This is a genomic window from Nisaea acidiphila (genome assembly GCF_024662015.1).
Taxonomy (GTDB): domain Bacteria; phylum Pseudomonadota; class Alphaproteobacteria; order Thalassobaculales; family Thalassobaculaceae; genus Nisaea; species Nisaea acidiphila.
This window is the reverse complement of record NZ_CP102480.1, coordinates 4,366,880-4,381,935: the sequence shown is the minus strand read 5'-3', so window position 1 is coordinate 4,381,935 and position 15,056 is coordinate 4,366,880. Positions and strand designations below refer to the sequence as shown.

Genomic DNA, 15,056 nt, shown 5'->3' with positions numbered 1-15,056 from the left:
AAGACCTCGGACGACGCGTCGGCGACCATCCGGCCATGCGCCTCTATCTGGACACGGCGCTCGACGCCGTCGCCGCAGGCGCACGGAACCGGATGGCGCACTTTTCCCCCGCGGGTGGCGTAATCCTCTCGATCGCATTCGACGGACTGGAAGTGCATTCCTCCCTCGGTCCTCTAGCGGACGACGACCTGCGGCTTCTGGCCGAAGGTCCGAGCCGCCGCGAGCTGCAACTCCTGCCCGAGCATGCGGACCGCTTTCGTCTGCTTTGCGCCGACGAGCCTCTGCGGGAACGAACCGCGCTGTTCTATGCCTTGTCCGGCCGGCCGACGTTCGCGATGCCGCCGGCCGTTCGCCGCCTCGGCCCGGAGGACGCGCCCGCGATCGCCGCTTTCATGACCGCACACTACGACGACACCGTTTTCTCCGGCTGGATGCTCGCAGCCCCATTCTTCGCCGCTTTCGAGAATGGAGAGATCGCGGCAACCGCGGGAACCGTTCTCCTGCACGCTCCTTCCGGTCGGGCCAATCTCGGCAACCTGCTGACCCGGCCGGATCTGCGCGGAAAGGGGCATGCCAGGCGGGCTTTCGAAGGCCTTCTCTCGCATCTGGGCGACACCGGATACACGGCCCTCTCTCTCATCACGACGGAAGAGAATCTGGCGGTACGGTCACTCGCCGAGTCGTGCGGCTTTCGTATTCTGGAGAAACGCGTGCAGATCGATCTCGGTAGCTGAACGCTGCGCGGCACCAACCTCTCTTGACCGCTTCCCCGCCTTCGGCCAAAGCAGCTCTATGAGTACCGAGCAGTTCATCCTCAATGGCGTCACCCTGACCGCCGATCCGGCCGGAGTCCTTTTCTGGCCGGAACGCGCGTTGCTGGTGGTTTCCGACCTCCATCTCGAAAAAAGCTCCAGCTTCGCCGCGCGCGGCATCCTTCTGCCGCCCTACGACACGGCTGAGACGCTGAAACGCCTCACCCGCCTCTGCGACAGGTACCGGCCCGAGCGCGTCATATGCCTCGGAGACAATTTCCACGATACCGGCGGCCCGGAGCGGATGGCGGACGGCGACCGGGATAAGGTCGCCATGCTTGTCGCAGAACGCGACTGGTGCTGGATCACCGGCAACCACGACCCGGACCTGCCGGACGATCTCCCGGGGCGGCACTGCGTGGAAGAAACGGTCGGGGCCCTCACCTTCCGGCACGAGAGTACCGGCGGCGACGGAGAGGTCAGCGGACATTTCCATCCCTCCGCCCGGGTGAAGACGCGCCAGCGCCATCTCAGCGGCCGCTGCTTCGCCCATAACGGCCAGCGCCTCATCATGCCGGCCTTCGGCGCGCTCACCGGTGGCCTCAGCGTCCGCAGTCCCGCGATCCGGGCCGTGCTCGGCAAAAACTTCGAAATCCTCTTCCTCGGCCCCCGCCGGATCTACCGCTTCCCGAGCACGAACGTTGACTGAGAACGAGTGATCCGTCCCCGTCCGCGCGCCGTATTGCACTAGCACAACGGCAAGGGTGGCAGCGTGTCCGACAAACCGATCCTTCTCTGGTTCCGCCAGGATCTCCGTCTCAGCGACAATCCGGCGCTGACGGCTGCCGTCGCGTCGGGCGCACGGGTGCTTCCCGTTTATGTTCTGGATGACAAGACACCCGGGCACTGGGCGCCGGGAGGCGCGGCGCGGTGGTGGCTGCACCACAGCCTCGCTTCTCTTGGCAGAGACCTTGAACAATGCGGAAACAGATTGCATCTCGTGAGCTCCGACAACGCCGCCGAGACGATCCGCGAGCTTGCAAAGAGCACCGGCGCGGCCGCGGTTTACTGGAACCGCTGTTACGAGCCGTTCGCGATCGAGCGCGACACGGAGCTGAAATCCGCGCTCAAGGCGGACGGGATTGAGGCCGAAAGCTTCAACGCCTCCCTGCTGTTCGAGCCGTGGGAAGTAAAGACCAAGTCCGGTACGCCGCCGAAAGTCTTCTCCCCCTACTGGCGTGCGCTCCGGGCACTTGGCGAGCCGGAAGCGCCGGAACCGGCCCCCGAACGGGTTGCCCCGCTGAAGGCCGCGCCCGCATCCGAAAAGCTCGAAGATTGGGACCTGCTGCCGACAAAACCTGACTGGGCCGTGGGATTCCACGATCACTGGACGCCGGGCGAGACCAGCGCGCAGGTCCGGCTCGACCGGTTCCTCGAAACCGCGCTAGACGATTACAAGGAAGGCCGGAACTTTCCGGCGAAACCCAATGTCTCGCGTCTATCGCCGCATCTGCATTTCGGAGAGATCGGACCTCGCCAGGTCTGGCACAGGACCGTCGCGCATTGTCATGCCGCGGACCGAAACCCGTTCGCCGGGTCGGCGGAGCATTTCCTGAAGGAACTGGTCTGGCGCGAGTTTTCCTATTCTCTGCTCTATCACAACCCTGACCTTCCGGAAGCCTGCCTCAGGCCCGAATTCGAGAACTTTCCCTGGGACAGCTCCGAGAAACCGCTATCTGCCTGGCAGCGTGGCAAGACCGGAATTCCGATCGTCGATGCAGGGATGCGCGAACTCTGGCAGACCGGTTACATGCACAACCGCGTGCGGATGATCTGCGCCTCCTTTCTCATCAAGCATCTGATGGTGGACTGGCGCGCCGGAGAGGCCTGGTTCTGGGATACGCTGCTCGACGCCGATCTCGCCAGCAACTCCGCCTCCTGGCAGTGGGTCGCCGGATCCGGCGCCGATGCCGCGCCCTATTTCCGGATTTTCAATCCGGTCCTGCAGGGGGAGAAGTTCGATCCCGACGGCACCTACACGAGACGCTGGGTTCCTGAACTCGCTGACGTACCCGACCGTTACCTGCAGAAGCCCTGGGAGGCGCCTGGAAATCCCGCGCCCGACTATCCGGCGCCGATCGTTGATCTCGCCGAAGGTCGGGAGCGGGCGCTTGCCGCCTACCAGGATCTCGGGGAGGCAGAGCCCGCAAAGGCAGCGGCGTGCGGTTAGCCACAGCTAAATGCTGCACATGCGTCACAATTCAGAATAGAGTTTGTTCCGGGGGAGTTACTGCATGCGTATAGCTGTCATCGGAAGCGGCATTGCCGGCCTTGGTGCGGCGTGGCTGCTGTCCTCGCGTTATCCAATCACTGTTTACGAAGCGAACGACCGGCTCGGGGGCCACAGCAATACGGTGACTGTCGATTACGACGGACAGTCCGTCCCGGTTGATACCGGCTTCATCGTCTACAACGAGGCGACTTACCCGAACCTGATCGGCCTCTTCGACTGGCTCGACGTGAAGACCAAACCGAGCGACATGTCCTTCAGCGTCTCGGTCGGCGACGGCGCCCTCGAATATGAAGGCTCCCTGAAAGGCCTGGTCGCACAGCCGGCGAACCTGCTGAAGCCAGGCTACTACCGCATGCTGGCCGACGTGGCGCGTTTCTTCGCCGCCGCCCCGCGCCTGCTGGAAGAAGAACGGGATCCGGACATCACGCTCGGCGATTTCCTGAAGCGCGAAGGCTATGGGGACGGCTTTCTCTACGATCACCTGCTGCCCATGGCTGCCGCGATCTGGTCCTGTCCGGTCGAGACCATGCTCGCCTTCCCGGCCCGCAGCTTCGTCCGTTTCTTCGTCAATCACGGTCTGTTGAAACATGTGAACCGGCCGCAATGGTTTACCGTCGACCGCGGCTCCGCGAGTTATGTGACGCGGCTCGCGGCGGAGATCGAGCAACGCGGCGGGCAGATCCGGACGGCCCATCCAGTGCGGGAAATCCGCCGGATCGATGCGGGCGTCATGGTGACGGAGCCCGACGGCTCCGAGACCTTCTACGATCAGGTCGTGATCGGCGCGCACGGCGACGAAGCGCTTACGATGCTGAGCGACGCCGACGATGCGGAACGCAACCTGCTCGGCCGTTTCACCTACCAGGACAATGTCGCGGTGCTGCATCGGGACAGGAGCCTGATGCCGAAACGGCGCTGGGCCTGGGCCTCCTGGAACTACCTTGCCGAAGGCCGGCGCGACATGGATCGCGCGGTCGCTCTTACCTACTGGATGAACCGGCTGCAGGGCATCGACGAGACACTGCCGCTCTTCGTCACCATGAACCCTCTGCGCGAGCCCGACCCAGCGCTGGAATTCGCGCGGTTCAACTATACCCACCCGGTCTTCGACACGGCCGCGGTTCGGGCACAGCAGCATCTCGGCGGTATCCAGGGCGCCCGCAACACCTGGTTCTGCGGCAGCTATTGCGGCTACGGTTTTCACGAGGACGGGTTGAAAGCCGCGATCGCCGTCGCCCGCGGCCTCGGGATCACAGTGCCCTGGAACACCGAGGTGGCACCCGCAAGCGACAGGTGGCTCGCCTTGCAGAACTCGGAAGCGGCCTCGCAGGCGACGGGAGACGATTGAGATGACGGACGCGGCGGAGCAGACATCTGCAGTCTCATGCCTCTATCGCGGCGAGGTCATGCATGCACGGCTGCTGCCTTTTCGGCACCGGTTCGTCTATCGCGTCTTCTCGATGCTGGTCGATCTCGACGAGCTCGACACGCTCGCCTCAAGGCTCCGTTTCTTCTCGCGGAACCGGTTCAATCTTTTTTCCTATTTCGACCGGGACCACGGCACGCGCGACGGTGCGCCGGTCCGCGACTGGGTTCGCGACCAGCTACGAACGGCTGGCCTCGAATCACTTGAAGGACGCATCACAACGCATTGTTTTCCAAGAATTTTAGGATTCGTCTTCAATCCGCTAACGATATATTTCTGCCACCATGAAGACGGTCGCTTACAGGCCATTCTCTACGAGGTGAAGAACACGTTCGGCCAACAGCACTGCTATCTGATCCCCGTCGAGGACAGACAGGATCCGGCGCACGCGATCCGGCAGAGCTGCGAGAAAGGCTTCTACGTATCCCCCTTCATGGAGATGCAATCGACCTATCGCTTCCGCGTGAAAGAGCCGGGCGAGAAGCTCTCCATCCTGATCCGGCAGGAGACGCCGGAGGGAGAGACCCTCGTCGCGACCCATACAGGGCGCCGTGAGGACCTGACGGACACGGCGATCCTGAAGATGGCCGCGCTATACCCCCTGCTGACCCTCAAGGTCGTCGCGGGAATCCACTGGGAAGCACTGAAGCTCTGGATAAAGGGAGCGGTTTTCCACGAACGGCCGGCGGAGCCGGACCATGCCGTATCCGTCATCGGCAAGTCATCCGCCGGACAGCACGCAGCGTAATCAAAAAGACTTGGAATGGGGCGAGCAAGAATGACTGATCACGAGACAGCCGAATTTCCGCTGCCGGTGACCGGCCTGCGACCGAAGCGAACAGAGATCCTGATGCCTTGGACACGGGCCTTGCTCTTCATGCTGAAGGCCGTTCGCGTCGGGACATTGACGGTGCACGCGCCAAATGGCGAGAGCTACCGGTTCGAGGGGATCGCTCCCGGGCCGTGCGCTGAAGTCAAGCTCTCCTCGGACGATGTCAGCCGGCGGCTGCTGCTCGGCGGCGATGTGCGGTTCGGCGAAGCCTACATGGAAGGCGGCTGGGACACGCCCGACCTGCCGGCCCTGATCGAGTTCGGCGCGCAAAACCAGCGCGCCCTCTCACGCGCGATCGATGGCACCCGGATCGTGCGCTTCTTAAAGTCGGTACAGCATCTCGCCAACCGCAATACCAAACGTGGAAGCCGGCGTAACATCGCGCACCACTACGATATCGGGAATGCCTTCTACGATAAGTGGCTCGACCCGAGCATGACCTACTCCGCCGCCGTGTTCGAGCCGGGCGAGAAGGATCTGGAACCAGCGCAGCGCCGCAAGTACCGCCGGATCGCCGACATGCTCCGGCTCGAACCGGGCCAGACCGTGCTGGAAATCGGCTGCGGCTGGGGCGGTTTCGCTTCCGTCGCCGCGCGGGAATACGGCGCGCGCGTCGTTGGCCTCACGCTTTCCGAGGAACAGCACGACTACGCCACCGAGCGTGCGAAGCGCGAGGGGATCGCGGACAAGGTTTCGATCCAGCTCTGCGATTACCGAGACGTCGACGGACGCTTCGACCATATCGCCTCGATCGAGATGTTCGAGGCGGTCGGCGAGAAGTACTGGCCGGCCTTTTTCGATCAGGTTCGCGCGCGCCTGACCGATACCGGCCACGCCGCGATGCAGATCATCACCATCGACGACGAAGGCTTCGAGACCTACCGGCGCAACCCGGATTTCATCCAGAAATACATCTTTCCCGGCGGCATGCTGCCCTCGGTCAGCAAATTGACCGAGCAGTTCCAGGCGTCGGGTCTCGAATGTTTCGCAAATGACGGGTTCGGCAGCCACTACGCCCGTACCCTCGCCATGTGGCGCGAACGGTTCCATGCGCGCTGGCACGAGATCGCCCCGCTCGGTTTCGACGAACGCTTCCGGCGGATGTGGGACTATTACCTCTGCTATTGCGAGGGCGGTTTCCGTTCCGGCCATATCGATGTCCGGCAAATCGCCCTGAAGCACGCGTGAGGGCATGACGGCAGAGACCGCCGGAGCGGCATTCTCCCGGACAAGGCTCCTTGCCTACGGCTTTCCGGGGCTTCCGCTCGCGGCACTCGGGGTCCCGCTCTTCATATTCCTGCCGGCCTTCTACGCGCAGGAACGGGGCCTCAGCCTCGCGGCCGTCGGGCTGGTCCTGCTCGTGGCCCGTTTATGGGATGCGGTCTCGGACCCGGTCATCGGCCTTCTGAGCGACCGGATCACGACACGCCTCGGGAGGCGCAAGCCATGGCTCCTCGCCGGCACGCCGCTCACCTGCCTTTCGATCTACATGCTCTTCGTTCCGCCTGAGGGGGCCGGCGTTCTCCACCTCTTCGCCTGGAGCGCGGCGCTCTATCTCGGCTGGACCATGGTGCAACTGCCTTACACGGCCTGGGGCGCGGAACTCTCCGGAGACTATCACGAGCGTTCCCGCGTTACCGCTTTCCGGGAGACGCTGGTGGTACTGGGCACCCTCGTCGCCTCCGGGATGCCAGCCACGATCTCTGCCGCCGGAGGCGCGGGCGGGAAGGACCTCGGGCAGGTACTGTCGGTGCTCGCCGCGTTCCTCGTCGTCGCGCTGCCGGTCTCGGTTCTGCTGGCAACCGGCCTCGTACCGGAGCGGAGACCACCGGAACAGGCAACCGCAAGTACCATGAAACAGTGGCGCTCCGGTGCAGCGCTGCTAATCCGCAACCGGCCGTTCCTTCGCCTCATCCTCGCCTACCTGCTGAACGGCCTTGCGAACGGCCTCGCGGCAACCCTCTTCGTGCTGTTCGTCGAGAAGGGGCTCGGCCTTCCGGACGAGGTCGACATCCTGCTGCTGACCTATTTCCTGCTCGGGATCTCCGGTGTCCCGCTCTGGCTTTTCGTCAGTCATCGTCTCGGTAAGCATCGCGCCTGGATCATCGCCATGCTGCTGAACAGCGCGATCTTCGCCACAGTGCCGCTACTCGGCCCCGGCGACTATGCGGCGTTCCTCGCGATCTGTATCGGCACCGGCCTCTGCCTCGGGGCCGATCTCGTGCTGCCTCCTTCGATGCAGGCAGACGTGGTCGATGTCGACACGGCCGAGGGCGGGAGTTCTCGCGCCGGGCTCTATTTCGCGCTCTGGGGCATGGCGACCAAGCTCGCCCTCGCGCTCGCCGTCGGCATCGCCTTTCCGCTGCTGGATTTCGCCGGCTTCGATGCGTCCGGCGACAACGCCCCGCGCGCCCTGCTCGCCCTCTCCCTGCTCTACGGTGCCGCACCGGTCGTCCTGAAGCTTGCTGCTATCTCCATCATGCGAGGCTTCCCGATCACAGCGGAAAAACAGGCCGAGCTGCGCCGGAAAATCGAACAGAAAACCGCAAAATCCAGCCCCGGGAGCTGATCCATGATGCACCGTCTTCCGTACATTCTATTGGTTCTCCTGACACTCGGAGCCTGCTCGAACATGCAGATCGAAGATTTCGCCGGAACCGGACCTGAACTGAAACCCGAAGAGTATTTCGCTGGCCAAACCAAGGCCTGGGGAATGTTCGAGGACCGTTTCGGAAACCTGAAGCGGGAATTCGTTGTCGACATTCAGGGCGATTGGGACGGCACGACCCTCACCCTGATCGAGGATTTCGACTATAGCGACGGCGAGCAGGAGCAACGGATCTGGCGCATTACTCGGAAAGGCGACGGACTCTACGAGGGACGGGCCGACGACGTGGTCGGCACCGCACAAGGGATTGCGCGGGGCAAGGCTCTCAACTGGTCCTACGATCTGATGCTCAAGGTCGGCGAGAGCGAGATCAAGGTGCGGTTCAACGACTGGATGTTCCTGCAGCCGGGCGGCGTGATGATCAACAAGGCCGAAGTGTCGAAATTCGGCATCACGATCGGCACCGTCACCCTGTTCTTCGCCAAGGACGCGGCCAATCACCCGGGGTCATTTTCCGGGCGCAAATCCGCGGCCTAGCCAGCGCAGGAGCGACCCCAGCACGGGGAAGAGCCCGAAAACCTGGGAAGCCGCGTCCCAATGGTCGATATGGCGCGTGACGAGGCCCGCCCCGTCGAACTCCACTTCGCTCACGCCGACGATCTCGATCTCACGGCGCCCGGCCGACTTCACCCGCCCCGTCATGCGCCATTTGAGGTAACAGGCCGGCTCGCCGACGGCACTTCCAAGAATCTCGAAAGCCGGATTCTCCATCGCCTCGTACATATGCCGGAAGATCGCGACGACCTGGTCCCGGCCGGTAACGTCACTGAATGGATCGCTGAAGCGGACATCCTCGGCCAACAGGGCAGCGACGCTGTCCAGGGACTCCTCCGTCAAGGTCTCGTAGCAGTGCGCATAGGCCTTGAGCCATTCCCCGGCGGACATCTCGCTCACTTGCCGGTCCCCCGCTGAACAAGTCGGAAATAGAGCCCGTAAGGGAGCATGTTCAGCAGCTTCAGGATGAGCGCAAAGCGCCGAGGAAAGGTGATCTCGAACCGGTCGGATTGCAGCCCCCGATAAAAGGCATCCGCGGCGTCTTCAGGCTCCATCAGGAAGGGCATTGGAAACGGGTTCCTGTCGGTGAGCGGTGTCCGCACGAAGCCGGGACAGACGAGCTGCAGTTTCACATTATGCCGGTCGAAATCGAACTTCAGAGAGGCCGTCATGTTGTTCAGCGCGGCCTTTGTCGCCCCGTAGGCAGCAGCCGTCGGCAGGCCGCCATAGCCGGCAACGGAGGAAACCACCGCAATATGTCCGCGCTTTTCACCGATGAACCCCGGCGCGACCGCGGCAAGGCAGTTCACGACGCCCATCAGGTTGATGCCGACAAGCTTGCCGAAGACCTCCGTTCGGAAATCCTCCACCTCGAAGGGCTCATGCGTGCCGGCGGCCAGCACGGCCATGTCCAGCCCGCCGCGCTCCTGCCGGATACGGGCAACCACATCACGCGCGGCAACCTCGTCCGCAACGTCGAGCGGATAGGCGAAGAACTTTCCCTGATGTTTGCTCTCAAGCGCGGACAGCGCATCGGCCGAACGGGCGGAACCGGCGACCGCCCAGCCATCCCGCATCATTCGTTCGGCAAGCGCGAGACCGATCCCGGAACTGGCCCCGGTGATCCAGACGCAGCCAGCGCTCATTCGAGCGCCTCAAGAACGACGCGCACCTGCTCGGAACCGATCTTCTCCACCGCATCGAGTTCGATAAACCTGTCCTTGTCGCCCTCGCGGGGCGCGACGCGGACATAATCGAAATCCGCTCCATCGTGCACGAAGGTCATCTTCACCCATTCGCGGCGCTGGTCGTACCAGATGTCGAGATCGAGCTCCCCGCGCATTTCGTAATGCACCGCCTCCAACTTGCGGCCTTCCGCTTCGATCGTCTCCGGTCCGATTTCCGTCATCGTGATATTGCGCAAGCGCCCGTATTGCAGGTCGATCAGCCTGCTCGCATCGGTCAGTGCGTGATTCCAGTAAGTCGACGGCACGGAACTCCCGAGCGGCGCCAGATGCTCGCCCTCGCTGCCGGTGAAGCGGAACCCGCCCGCCTCCGTTCGGCCGTCGACGAGAAAGACCTCGCCATCATCATTGACCACGCCACGCGCCCGCAGAAGGTCCGAACCGTCCCACTCGTCCTGCGCCCTCAGAGCGTAGTAATAGAGCGTGAACGGTCCCACGCGGTAATCAAATAATGTCTGCGTATCAACAATATACCGACCGTCTTTAACGTCAAACCTCAACATGACGACACCAAGGGGATCGCCGTTTCGATAGACTTTGAACTTGATCAGCCCGTCCGCCGCCCATCCCTCGGGGACCAGGGTCGCTGCCGCGGCGCCCCCGACAGCGAAGACGCTTGTCAGAAGCAGCGCGGCACCGAACAGAGAACGGACGCAATGGCGGATCAGTCTCATCTCATCCCCCGGTTGAAGACGGCGCGGACAGAAGGAAAATACATCTGCGTCTCCTGATACGACACTTTCCCGGCGACAGATCATCCCCGGACCTTGGAACGCGGAACTGAAACATTATACTATTGCACCAGCGACACTTCGACTGCGGCGGATCCCACAGACGTGCAAAATTCAGCGACCAGCTTTCCCGCGCCGGACCACGATCACGGTCAATGCCTCGACGACGCGCTGAGCGCCGCCGAGCGGCTTTGCGCCGAGCGCGGAGTACGGATCACGCCTGCCCGGCGGCGTGTCCTGGAACTGGTCTGGCAGCGCCACGCTCCGATCGGCGCCTATGACATTCTCTCCGAAATGCAGAAGGACGCAGACCGGGAAGGAAAGACCTCGGCCAAGATTGCACCGCCGACGGTCTATCGCGCACTTGAGTTCCTGATGGAGCAGGGACTCGTGCACAAGGTGGAGTCGCAGAACGCCTATATCGGCTGCAGCCATCCGGAGGCCGGCCACGATTGCGGCTTCCTGATCTGCCGCGAATGCGGTGCGGCCCTCGAAATCGAGGACGAGAAGCTCAGCACCCTGCTAAAAACGATGGCCAGCCGCCATGGCTTCACGGCCGAGGAAAGCACCGTCGAAATCAAAGGCATCTGCCCCGCATGCAAAGCCGGCGCGGCCTGACCCGATGCTGGATAAAGCCCCGTCCCTTCTCGACGTCTCGCATCTGACGGTCGAGCGCAACGGCCGCAAGCTGCTGGACGATATCAGCTTCTCGCTCGGCGCCGGCGAGATCATCAGCGTGATCGGCCCGAATGGCGGCGGCAAGACGACACTGCTCCGCACGGTTCTCGGCCTGATCGTCCCCGACGGGGGCAGCGTGAAACTGGCACCCGGCACCAGCATCGGCTACGTACCGCAGAAGCTCGCGATCGACGCGACCATGCCACTGACCCCGCAGCGCTTCCTCTCGCTCGGCATGAAAGGCGTCCGCGGGCGGGTCGCCGACGTGGCGGAGCGATGCGGCATCTCTCACCTGCTCGACCGCCAGCTCGCGGCACTTTCGGGCGGCGAGACGCAGCGCGTTCTGCTGGCCCGCGCGATCCTGAAACAGCCTTCCCTGCTGGTGCTGGACGAGCCGACGCAAGGCATGGACGTCGCCGCGCAGTCGGATCTCTTCCGCCTCGTCGAAGCGATCCGCGAGGAGACCGGCGCCGCCGTGATCCTGGTCTCGCACGATCTGCATCTCGTGATGCGCGGCACCGACCGGGTGCTCTGCCTCAACGGCCATCTCTGCTGCACCGGCCATCCCGCCGAGGTCGAGCGCGACCCAAGCTTTCGCTCACTCTTCGGACGCTTGGACGAAGCGGCCGTCGTGCCCTATCGTCACGACCACGACCATACGCACGATGGCGCCTGCGATCATGACCACGGGCATGATCACGGACACCATCACCATCATTAAGAAACAGCGCCAGAACGGGCGGAAACATGACCGACACGACCAGCGAACCGGAACGGCTTCCGGTCTCCATCCTCACCGGTTTTCTCGGCAGCGGGAAGACCACCTTGCTCTCCCGCCTGATGCACCATCCGGAGATGGACCGTATCGCCGTCATCGTGAACGAGTTCGGCGAAGTCGGGCTGGACGACGCGCTCGTCATGGAGTCGAACGAGGACGTGGTGCTGCTGAACAGCGGCTGCCTCTGCTGTACCGTGCGCGGCGATCTCGTCGATACGCTGAAGCGGCTTTTCAAGGACCGTGCGAAAGGCAATATCCCCGACTTCGACCGCATCGTGGTCGAGACCACAGGCCTCGCCGATCCGGCACCGATTCTACACACGATGATGGCCGATCCGTTCCTGGTCACCCGTTTCCGTCTCGACGGCGTGATCACTGTGGTCGACGCGCATCATGCGATGGAGCAGTTCGACAAGCAGTTCGAGAGCGTGAAGCAGGCCGCCGTTGCAGACCGGATCGTGCTGACCAAGACGGACGTGACGGATGCGGAGCAGGTTGCGAAGGTCGAAGCGCGGCTCGCAGAGCTTAACCCGGCGGCTCCCGTCATCAAGGCCGTTCAGGGCGACGTGGGCCCATCCGCGCTCTTCGATGCCGGACTCTATAACCCGAAGACCAAGAGCGCGGACGTCTCCCAGTGGCTGCGGGAAGAAGCCTACCGGGCGACCGAGGGCCACGTGCATCATCACGACCACCATCATGATCACGGACACGATCATGGCCACGGGCACGGGCACGAGCACGGGCACCATCATCACGATGTCAGCCGGCACGACGATCACATCCACTCCTTCGTCCTCTACTTCGACGAGCCGCTGGAATGGAACCGGATCGCCGGCGCGCTGGACATGATGGCCCAGACCCATGGCGCCAACATCCTGCGCATCAAAGGGCTGCTGAACCTGAAGGAACTCGACGACGAGCCGGTCGTGGTCCATGCCGTGCAGCACATGTTCCACCCGCCGGCCAAGATCGAGAAATGGCCGAACGAGGACAGACGCTCCCGCCTCGTCTTCATCGTCCGCGACCTCGACAAGAAGACCGTCGAGAGCGTGATGAACTCCTATCTCGCGCTCGAATTCGCATGAGCCATTCGTTCAAGGCCGCCGTTCTGAAGGCCCCAAATCCGGCACACCCCTATGCCGAGCACAAGCCGCTCTCGCTTGAGACCGTCAGCGTTCCGGCGCCCGCCGATGGCGAGGTCCTGGTGAAGATCGCCGCGGCGAGCCTCTGCCGTTCGGACCTGTCGGTGATCAACGGCGTCCGCGCCTGGCCGATGCCGATCGTTCCGGGACACGAGGCGAGCGGAACCGTGGTCGAGACCGGGCCGGGTGTCACCGCTGTCGGCAACGGCGACCCGGTCGTGCTGGTCTACCAGCCGCAATGCGGCACCTGCCCCGCCTGCCTCGAAGGCGAGGCCCATCTCTGCGGGCCCGGACTGGCGGCGAACCGCAAAGGCGAACTGCTTTCCGGCGGCACCCGCCTTTCCCTCAAAGGATCACCGGTCCACCATCACATGGGCCTCTCAGCGTTCGCGGAATATGCGCTGGTCTCGGAGAAATCCGTCGTTCCGGTCCCGCGGGATCTGCCGCTCGACATCGCCGCTCTCTTCGGCTGTGCCGTCATGTGCGGCGCGGGAACGGTTCTCAACACCGGCGCAATCAAGGCGGGCGATACCGTCGTGATCGCCGGCGCCGGCGGGGTCGGGCTTAGCGCGCTGCTCGGTGCACGCGCAGCCGGCGCCTCTCGGATCATTGCTATCGATCCCGATCCGGCGAAGCTGGAACATGCCAAACGCCTCGGCGCGAGCGACACGATTAATTCGGGTGACCGGAGGGCTGCCGCAGAGGTTCTGGAACTGACCTCGGGCGGCGTCGATATCGCGTTCGAAACAGCCGGCAAACTCGGCGCCTTCGAGATCGCCTATGACAGCGCCCGGCGCGGCGGCACCGTCGTCTCGGTCGGGCTGGTCGATCCGAAGACGCCGTTTCAGCTCGACGTCGCAGCGTTGGTCACCGGCGCGAAGACCGTGAAGGGTTCCTATGTCGGAAGCTGCAATCCGCGCACGGATATCCCGCGCTTCATCGCCATGCACCAGCGGGGGCTGCTGCCGGTCGAGGAACTGATCACCCACCGGATGCCGCTTGCGGACGTAAATGTTGCTCTTGACCGCATGGAAGACGGCACGGCGATCCGGCAGATCCTGACGCCGTAATCGCTGTCAGCCGGCCTTGCCCGAAAGCTCGAGCACGAGATAAAGCAGGCCGGGCATGGTGAGGAAGCCAAGCACCGTCGAGACGATGACGCAGCCGGCGATGGTTTCCGGCTCGCGGTTATACCGGACGGCAAAGAGATAGGGAAAGATCGCCACCGGCATGCTGGACATCAGCAGCAGGATGCCGGTCTCCATCTCGCTTGCCCCGACCAGCCACGCTGTGAAAAGACCGGCGCCAAAGCCGACGACCAGCCGCACGGCCGCCATCCCGAGACTGTCCACCAGGTTCGAGAGCCGCAGCTTTGCGAGCGATACGCCGAGCGTCATCAGCAGCAGCGGAATGCACATACCGCCAAGCAGGTCTGCCGTGTCGATGATCCACTCGGCCACCGGAATCTTTGCGAAGATGCAGACCAGGGCCGCAACGACGGCATAGATGATCGGATTGCGCGTCAGCGAGGAAAGACCGATCTGCCCTGACGCGATGCCGTTTCCGATGGTGAACATCACCACCGCCTGCACGGTGAAGTAGGAGATCCCGAGTGCCAGCCCCTCCTGGCCGAAGGCGAAGAGGCAAAGCGGCAGACCGATATTGCCGACATTCGGGAACATAAGAGCCGGGAGGAAGGCGCGCTGGGACTTCCGCCAGAGAAACAGCACCGGCATGACTGCGCCGGCCGTGACCGCCGAGATGATCGCGCTGCCCGCGCCGAGCCTCAGCAGAGAGTCCACGGAAAGCTCCAGCCCGACCAACGTCCCGAAGACCAGCGCCGGCGTACCGATGAGAGTCACGAGCGACGTGACCGACTCATTGTCGAACGGCAGCCTCATCCGCGCCCAGACGATACCGAAAGCGGCGCAGATGAAGACCGGAGCGATGATCGCGAAGAGCTGGTAGAGCATTATGAACGTCCGGAACTGTCGGCCAGCGCGCTAGATAAACCAGA

Annotated in this window: 16 protein-coding genes; 12 read left to right on the top strand and 4 right to left on the bottom strand. The window is 63.5% G+C overall.

Annotated features, from left to right (window positions below; genetic code table 11):
- The first annotated feature begins 35 nt into the window (after window positions 1-35).
- From NUH88_RS20480 to NUH88_RS20445, 8 genes are all read left to right on the top strand, one after another.
- Window positions 36-734: a GNAT family N-acetyltransferase gene (locus tag NUH88_RS20480; protein WP_257768600.1), complete on the top strand. Its 699-nt coding sequence runs from the start codon at window positions 36-38 to the stop codon at window positions 732-734.
- Between the two features lie 58 nt (window positions 735-792).
- Window positions 793-1,461: a ligase-associated DNA damage response endonuclease PdeM gene (pdeM, locus tag NUH88_RS20475; RefSeq protein WP_257768599.1), complete on the top strand. Its 669-nt coding sequence runs from the start codon at window positions 793-795 to the stop codon at window positions 1,459-1,461.
- A gap of 63 nt (window positions 1,462-1,524) precedes the next feature.
- Window positions 1,525-2,982 carry a cryptochrome/photolyase family protein gene (locus tag NUH88_RS20470; RefSeq protein WP_257768598.1) on the top strand — a complete coding sequence of 486 codons (1,458 nt, stop codon included), beginning with the start codon at window positions 1,525-1,527 and terminating at the stop codon, window positions 2,980-2,982.
- A gap of 64 nt (window positions 2,983-3,046) precedes the next feature.
- Complete coding sequence (locus NUH88_RS20465) at window positions 3,047-4,393, top strand: NAD(P)/FAD-dependent oxidoreductase (protein WP_257768596.1); 1,347 nt, start codon at window positions 3,047-3,049, stop codon at window positions 4,391-4,393.
- Window position 4,394: 1 nt separating this feature from the next.
- Complete coding sequence (locus tag NUH88_RS20460) at window positions 4,395-5,219, top strand: DUF1365 domain-containing protein (protein ID WP_257768595.1); 825 nt, start codon at window positions 4,395-4,397, stop codon at window positions 5,217-5,219.
- A gap of 30 nt (window positions 5,220-5,249) precedes the next feature.
- Complete coding sequence (locus tag NUH88_RS20455; RefSeq protein WP_257768594.1) at window positions 5,250-6,491, top strand: SAM-dependent methyltransferase; 1,242 nt, start codon at window positions 5,250-5,252, stop codon at window positions 6,489-6,491.
- A 4-nt stretch (window positions 6,492-6,495) separates the two neighbouring features.
- The gene (locus tag NUH88_RS20450; RefSeq protein ID WP_257768593.1) at window positions 6,496-7,872 is read left to right on the top strand and encodes an MFS transporter; all 1,377 of its coding nucleotides are present in this window, start codon (window positions 6,496-6,498) and stop codon (window positions 7,870-7,872) included.
- A 3-nt stretch (window positions 7,873-7,875) separates the two neighbouring features.
- A complete protein-coding gene (locus tag NUH88_RS20445; protein ID WP_257768591.1) occupies window positions 7,876-8,448 on the top strand; it encodes a DUF3833 domain-containing protein in 573 nt (190 codons plus the stop codon).
- On the opposite strand, the gene NUH88_RS20440 is transcribed toward NUH88_RS20445, so the two are convergent.
- The 3 genes from NUH88_RS20440 to NUH88_RS20430 are packed head-to-tail and all read right to left on the bottom strand — an operon-like array spanning window position 8,419 to window position 10,384.
- Window positions 8,419-8,856, bottom strand: a complete 438-nt coding sequence (locus tag NUH88_RS20440) for a nuclear transport factor 2 family protein (RefSeq protein ID WP_257772276.1) — start codon at window positions 8,854-8,856, stop codon at window positions 8,419-8,421. The two genes, NUH88_RS20445 and NUH88_RS20440, sit on opposite strands and share 30 nt — an antisense overlap.
- Before the next feature lie 5 nt (window positions 8,857-8,861).
- A complete protein-coding gene (locus tag NUH88_RS20435) occupies window positions 8,862-9,611 on the bottom strand; it encodes an SDR family NAD(P)-dependent oxidoreductase (RefSeq protein WP_257768590.1) in 750 nt (249 codons plus the stop codon).
- Window positions 9,608-10,384: a DUF6134 family protein gene (locus tag NUH88_RS20430; protein WP_257768588.1), complete on the bottom strand. Its 777-nt coding sequence runs from the start codon at window positions 10,382-10,384 to the stop codon at window positions 9,608-9,610. Before NUH88_RS20430 ends, NUH88_RS20435 begins: the two co-directional genes overlap by 4 nt.
- Before the next feature lie 162 nt (window positions 10,385-10,546).
- Here NUH88_RS20430 and NUH88_RS20425 point away from each other — a divergent pair, with 162 nt between their 5' ends.
- The 4 genes from NUH88_RS20425 to NUH88_RS20410 are packed head-to-tail and all read left to right on the top strand — an operon-like array spanning window position 10,547 to window position 14,109.
- The gene (locus NUH88_RS20425; RefSeq protein ID WP_257768586.1) at window positions 10,547-11,059 is read left to right on the top strand and encodes a Fur family transcriptional regulator; all 513 of its coding nucleotides are present in this window, start codon (window positions 10,547-10,549) and stop codon (window positions 11,057-11,059) included.
- Between the two features lie 4 nt (window positions 11,060-11,063).
- The gene (locus NUH88_RS20420) at window positions 11,064-11,840 is read left to right on the top strand and encodes an ATP-binding cassette domain-containing protein (RefSeq protein ID WP_257768584.1); all 777 of its coding nucleotides are present in this window, start codon (window positions 11,064-11,066) and stop codon (window positions 11,838-11,840) included.
- Window positions 11,841-11,866: 26 nt separating this feature from the next.
- Complete coding sequence (locus tag NUH88_RS20415) at window positions 11,867-12,982, top strand: CobW family GTP-binding protein (protein ID WP_257768582.1); 1,116 nt, start codon at window positions 11,867-11,869, stop codon at window positions 12,980-12,982.
- Window positions 12,979-14,109, top strand: coding sequence for a zinc-binding dehydrogenase (locus NUH88_RS20410; protein WP_257768581.1), 1,131 nt, complete (start codon window positions 12,979-12,981; stop codon window positions 14,107-14,109). Before NUH88_RS20415 ends, NUH88_RS20410 begins: the two co-directional genes overlap by 4 nt.
- A gap of 6 nt (window positions 14,110-14,115) precedes the next feature.
- Here NUH88_RS20410 and NUH88_RS20405 read toward each other — a convergent pair whose 3' ends face one another.
- Window positions 14,116-15,012 carry an AEC family transporter gene (locus NUH88_RS20405; RefSeq protein ID WP_257768580.1) on the bottom strand — a complete coding sequence of 299 codons (897 nt, stop codon included), beginning with the start codon at window positions 15,010-15,012 and terminating at the stop codon, window positions 14,116-14,118.
- Window positions 15,013-15,056: the final 44 nt, after the last annotated feature.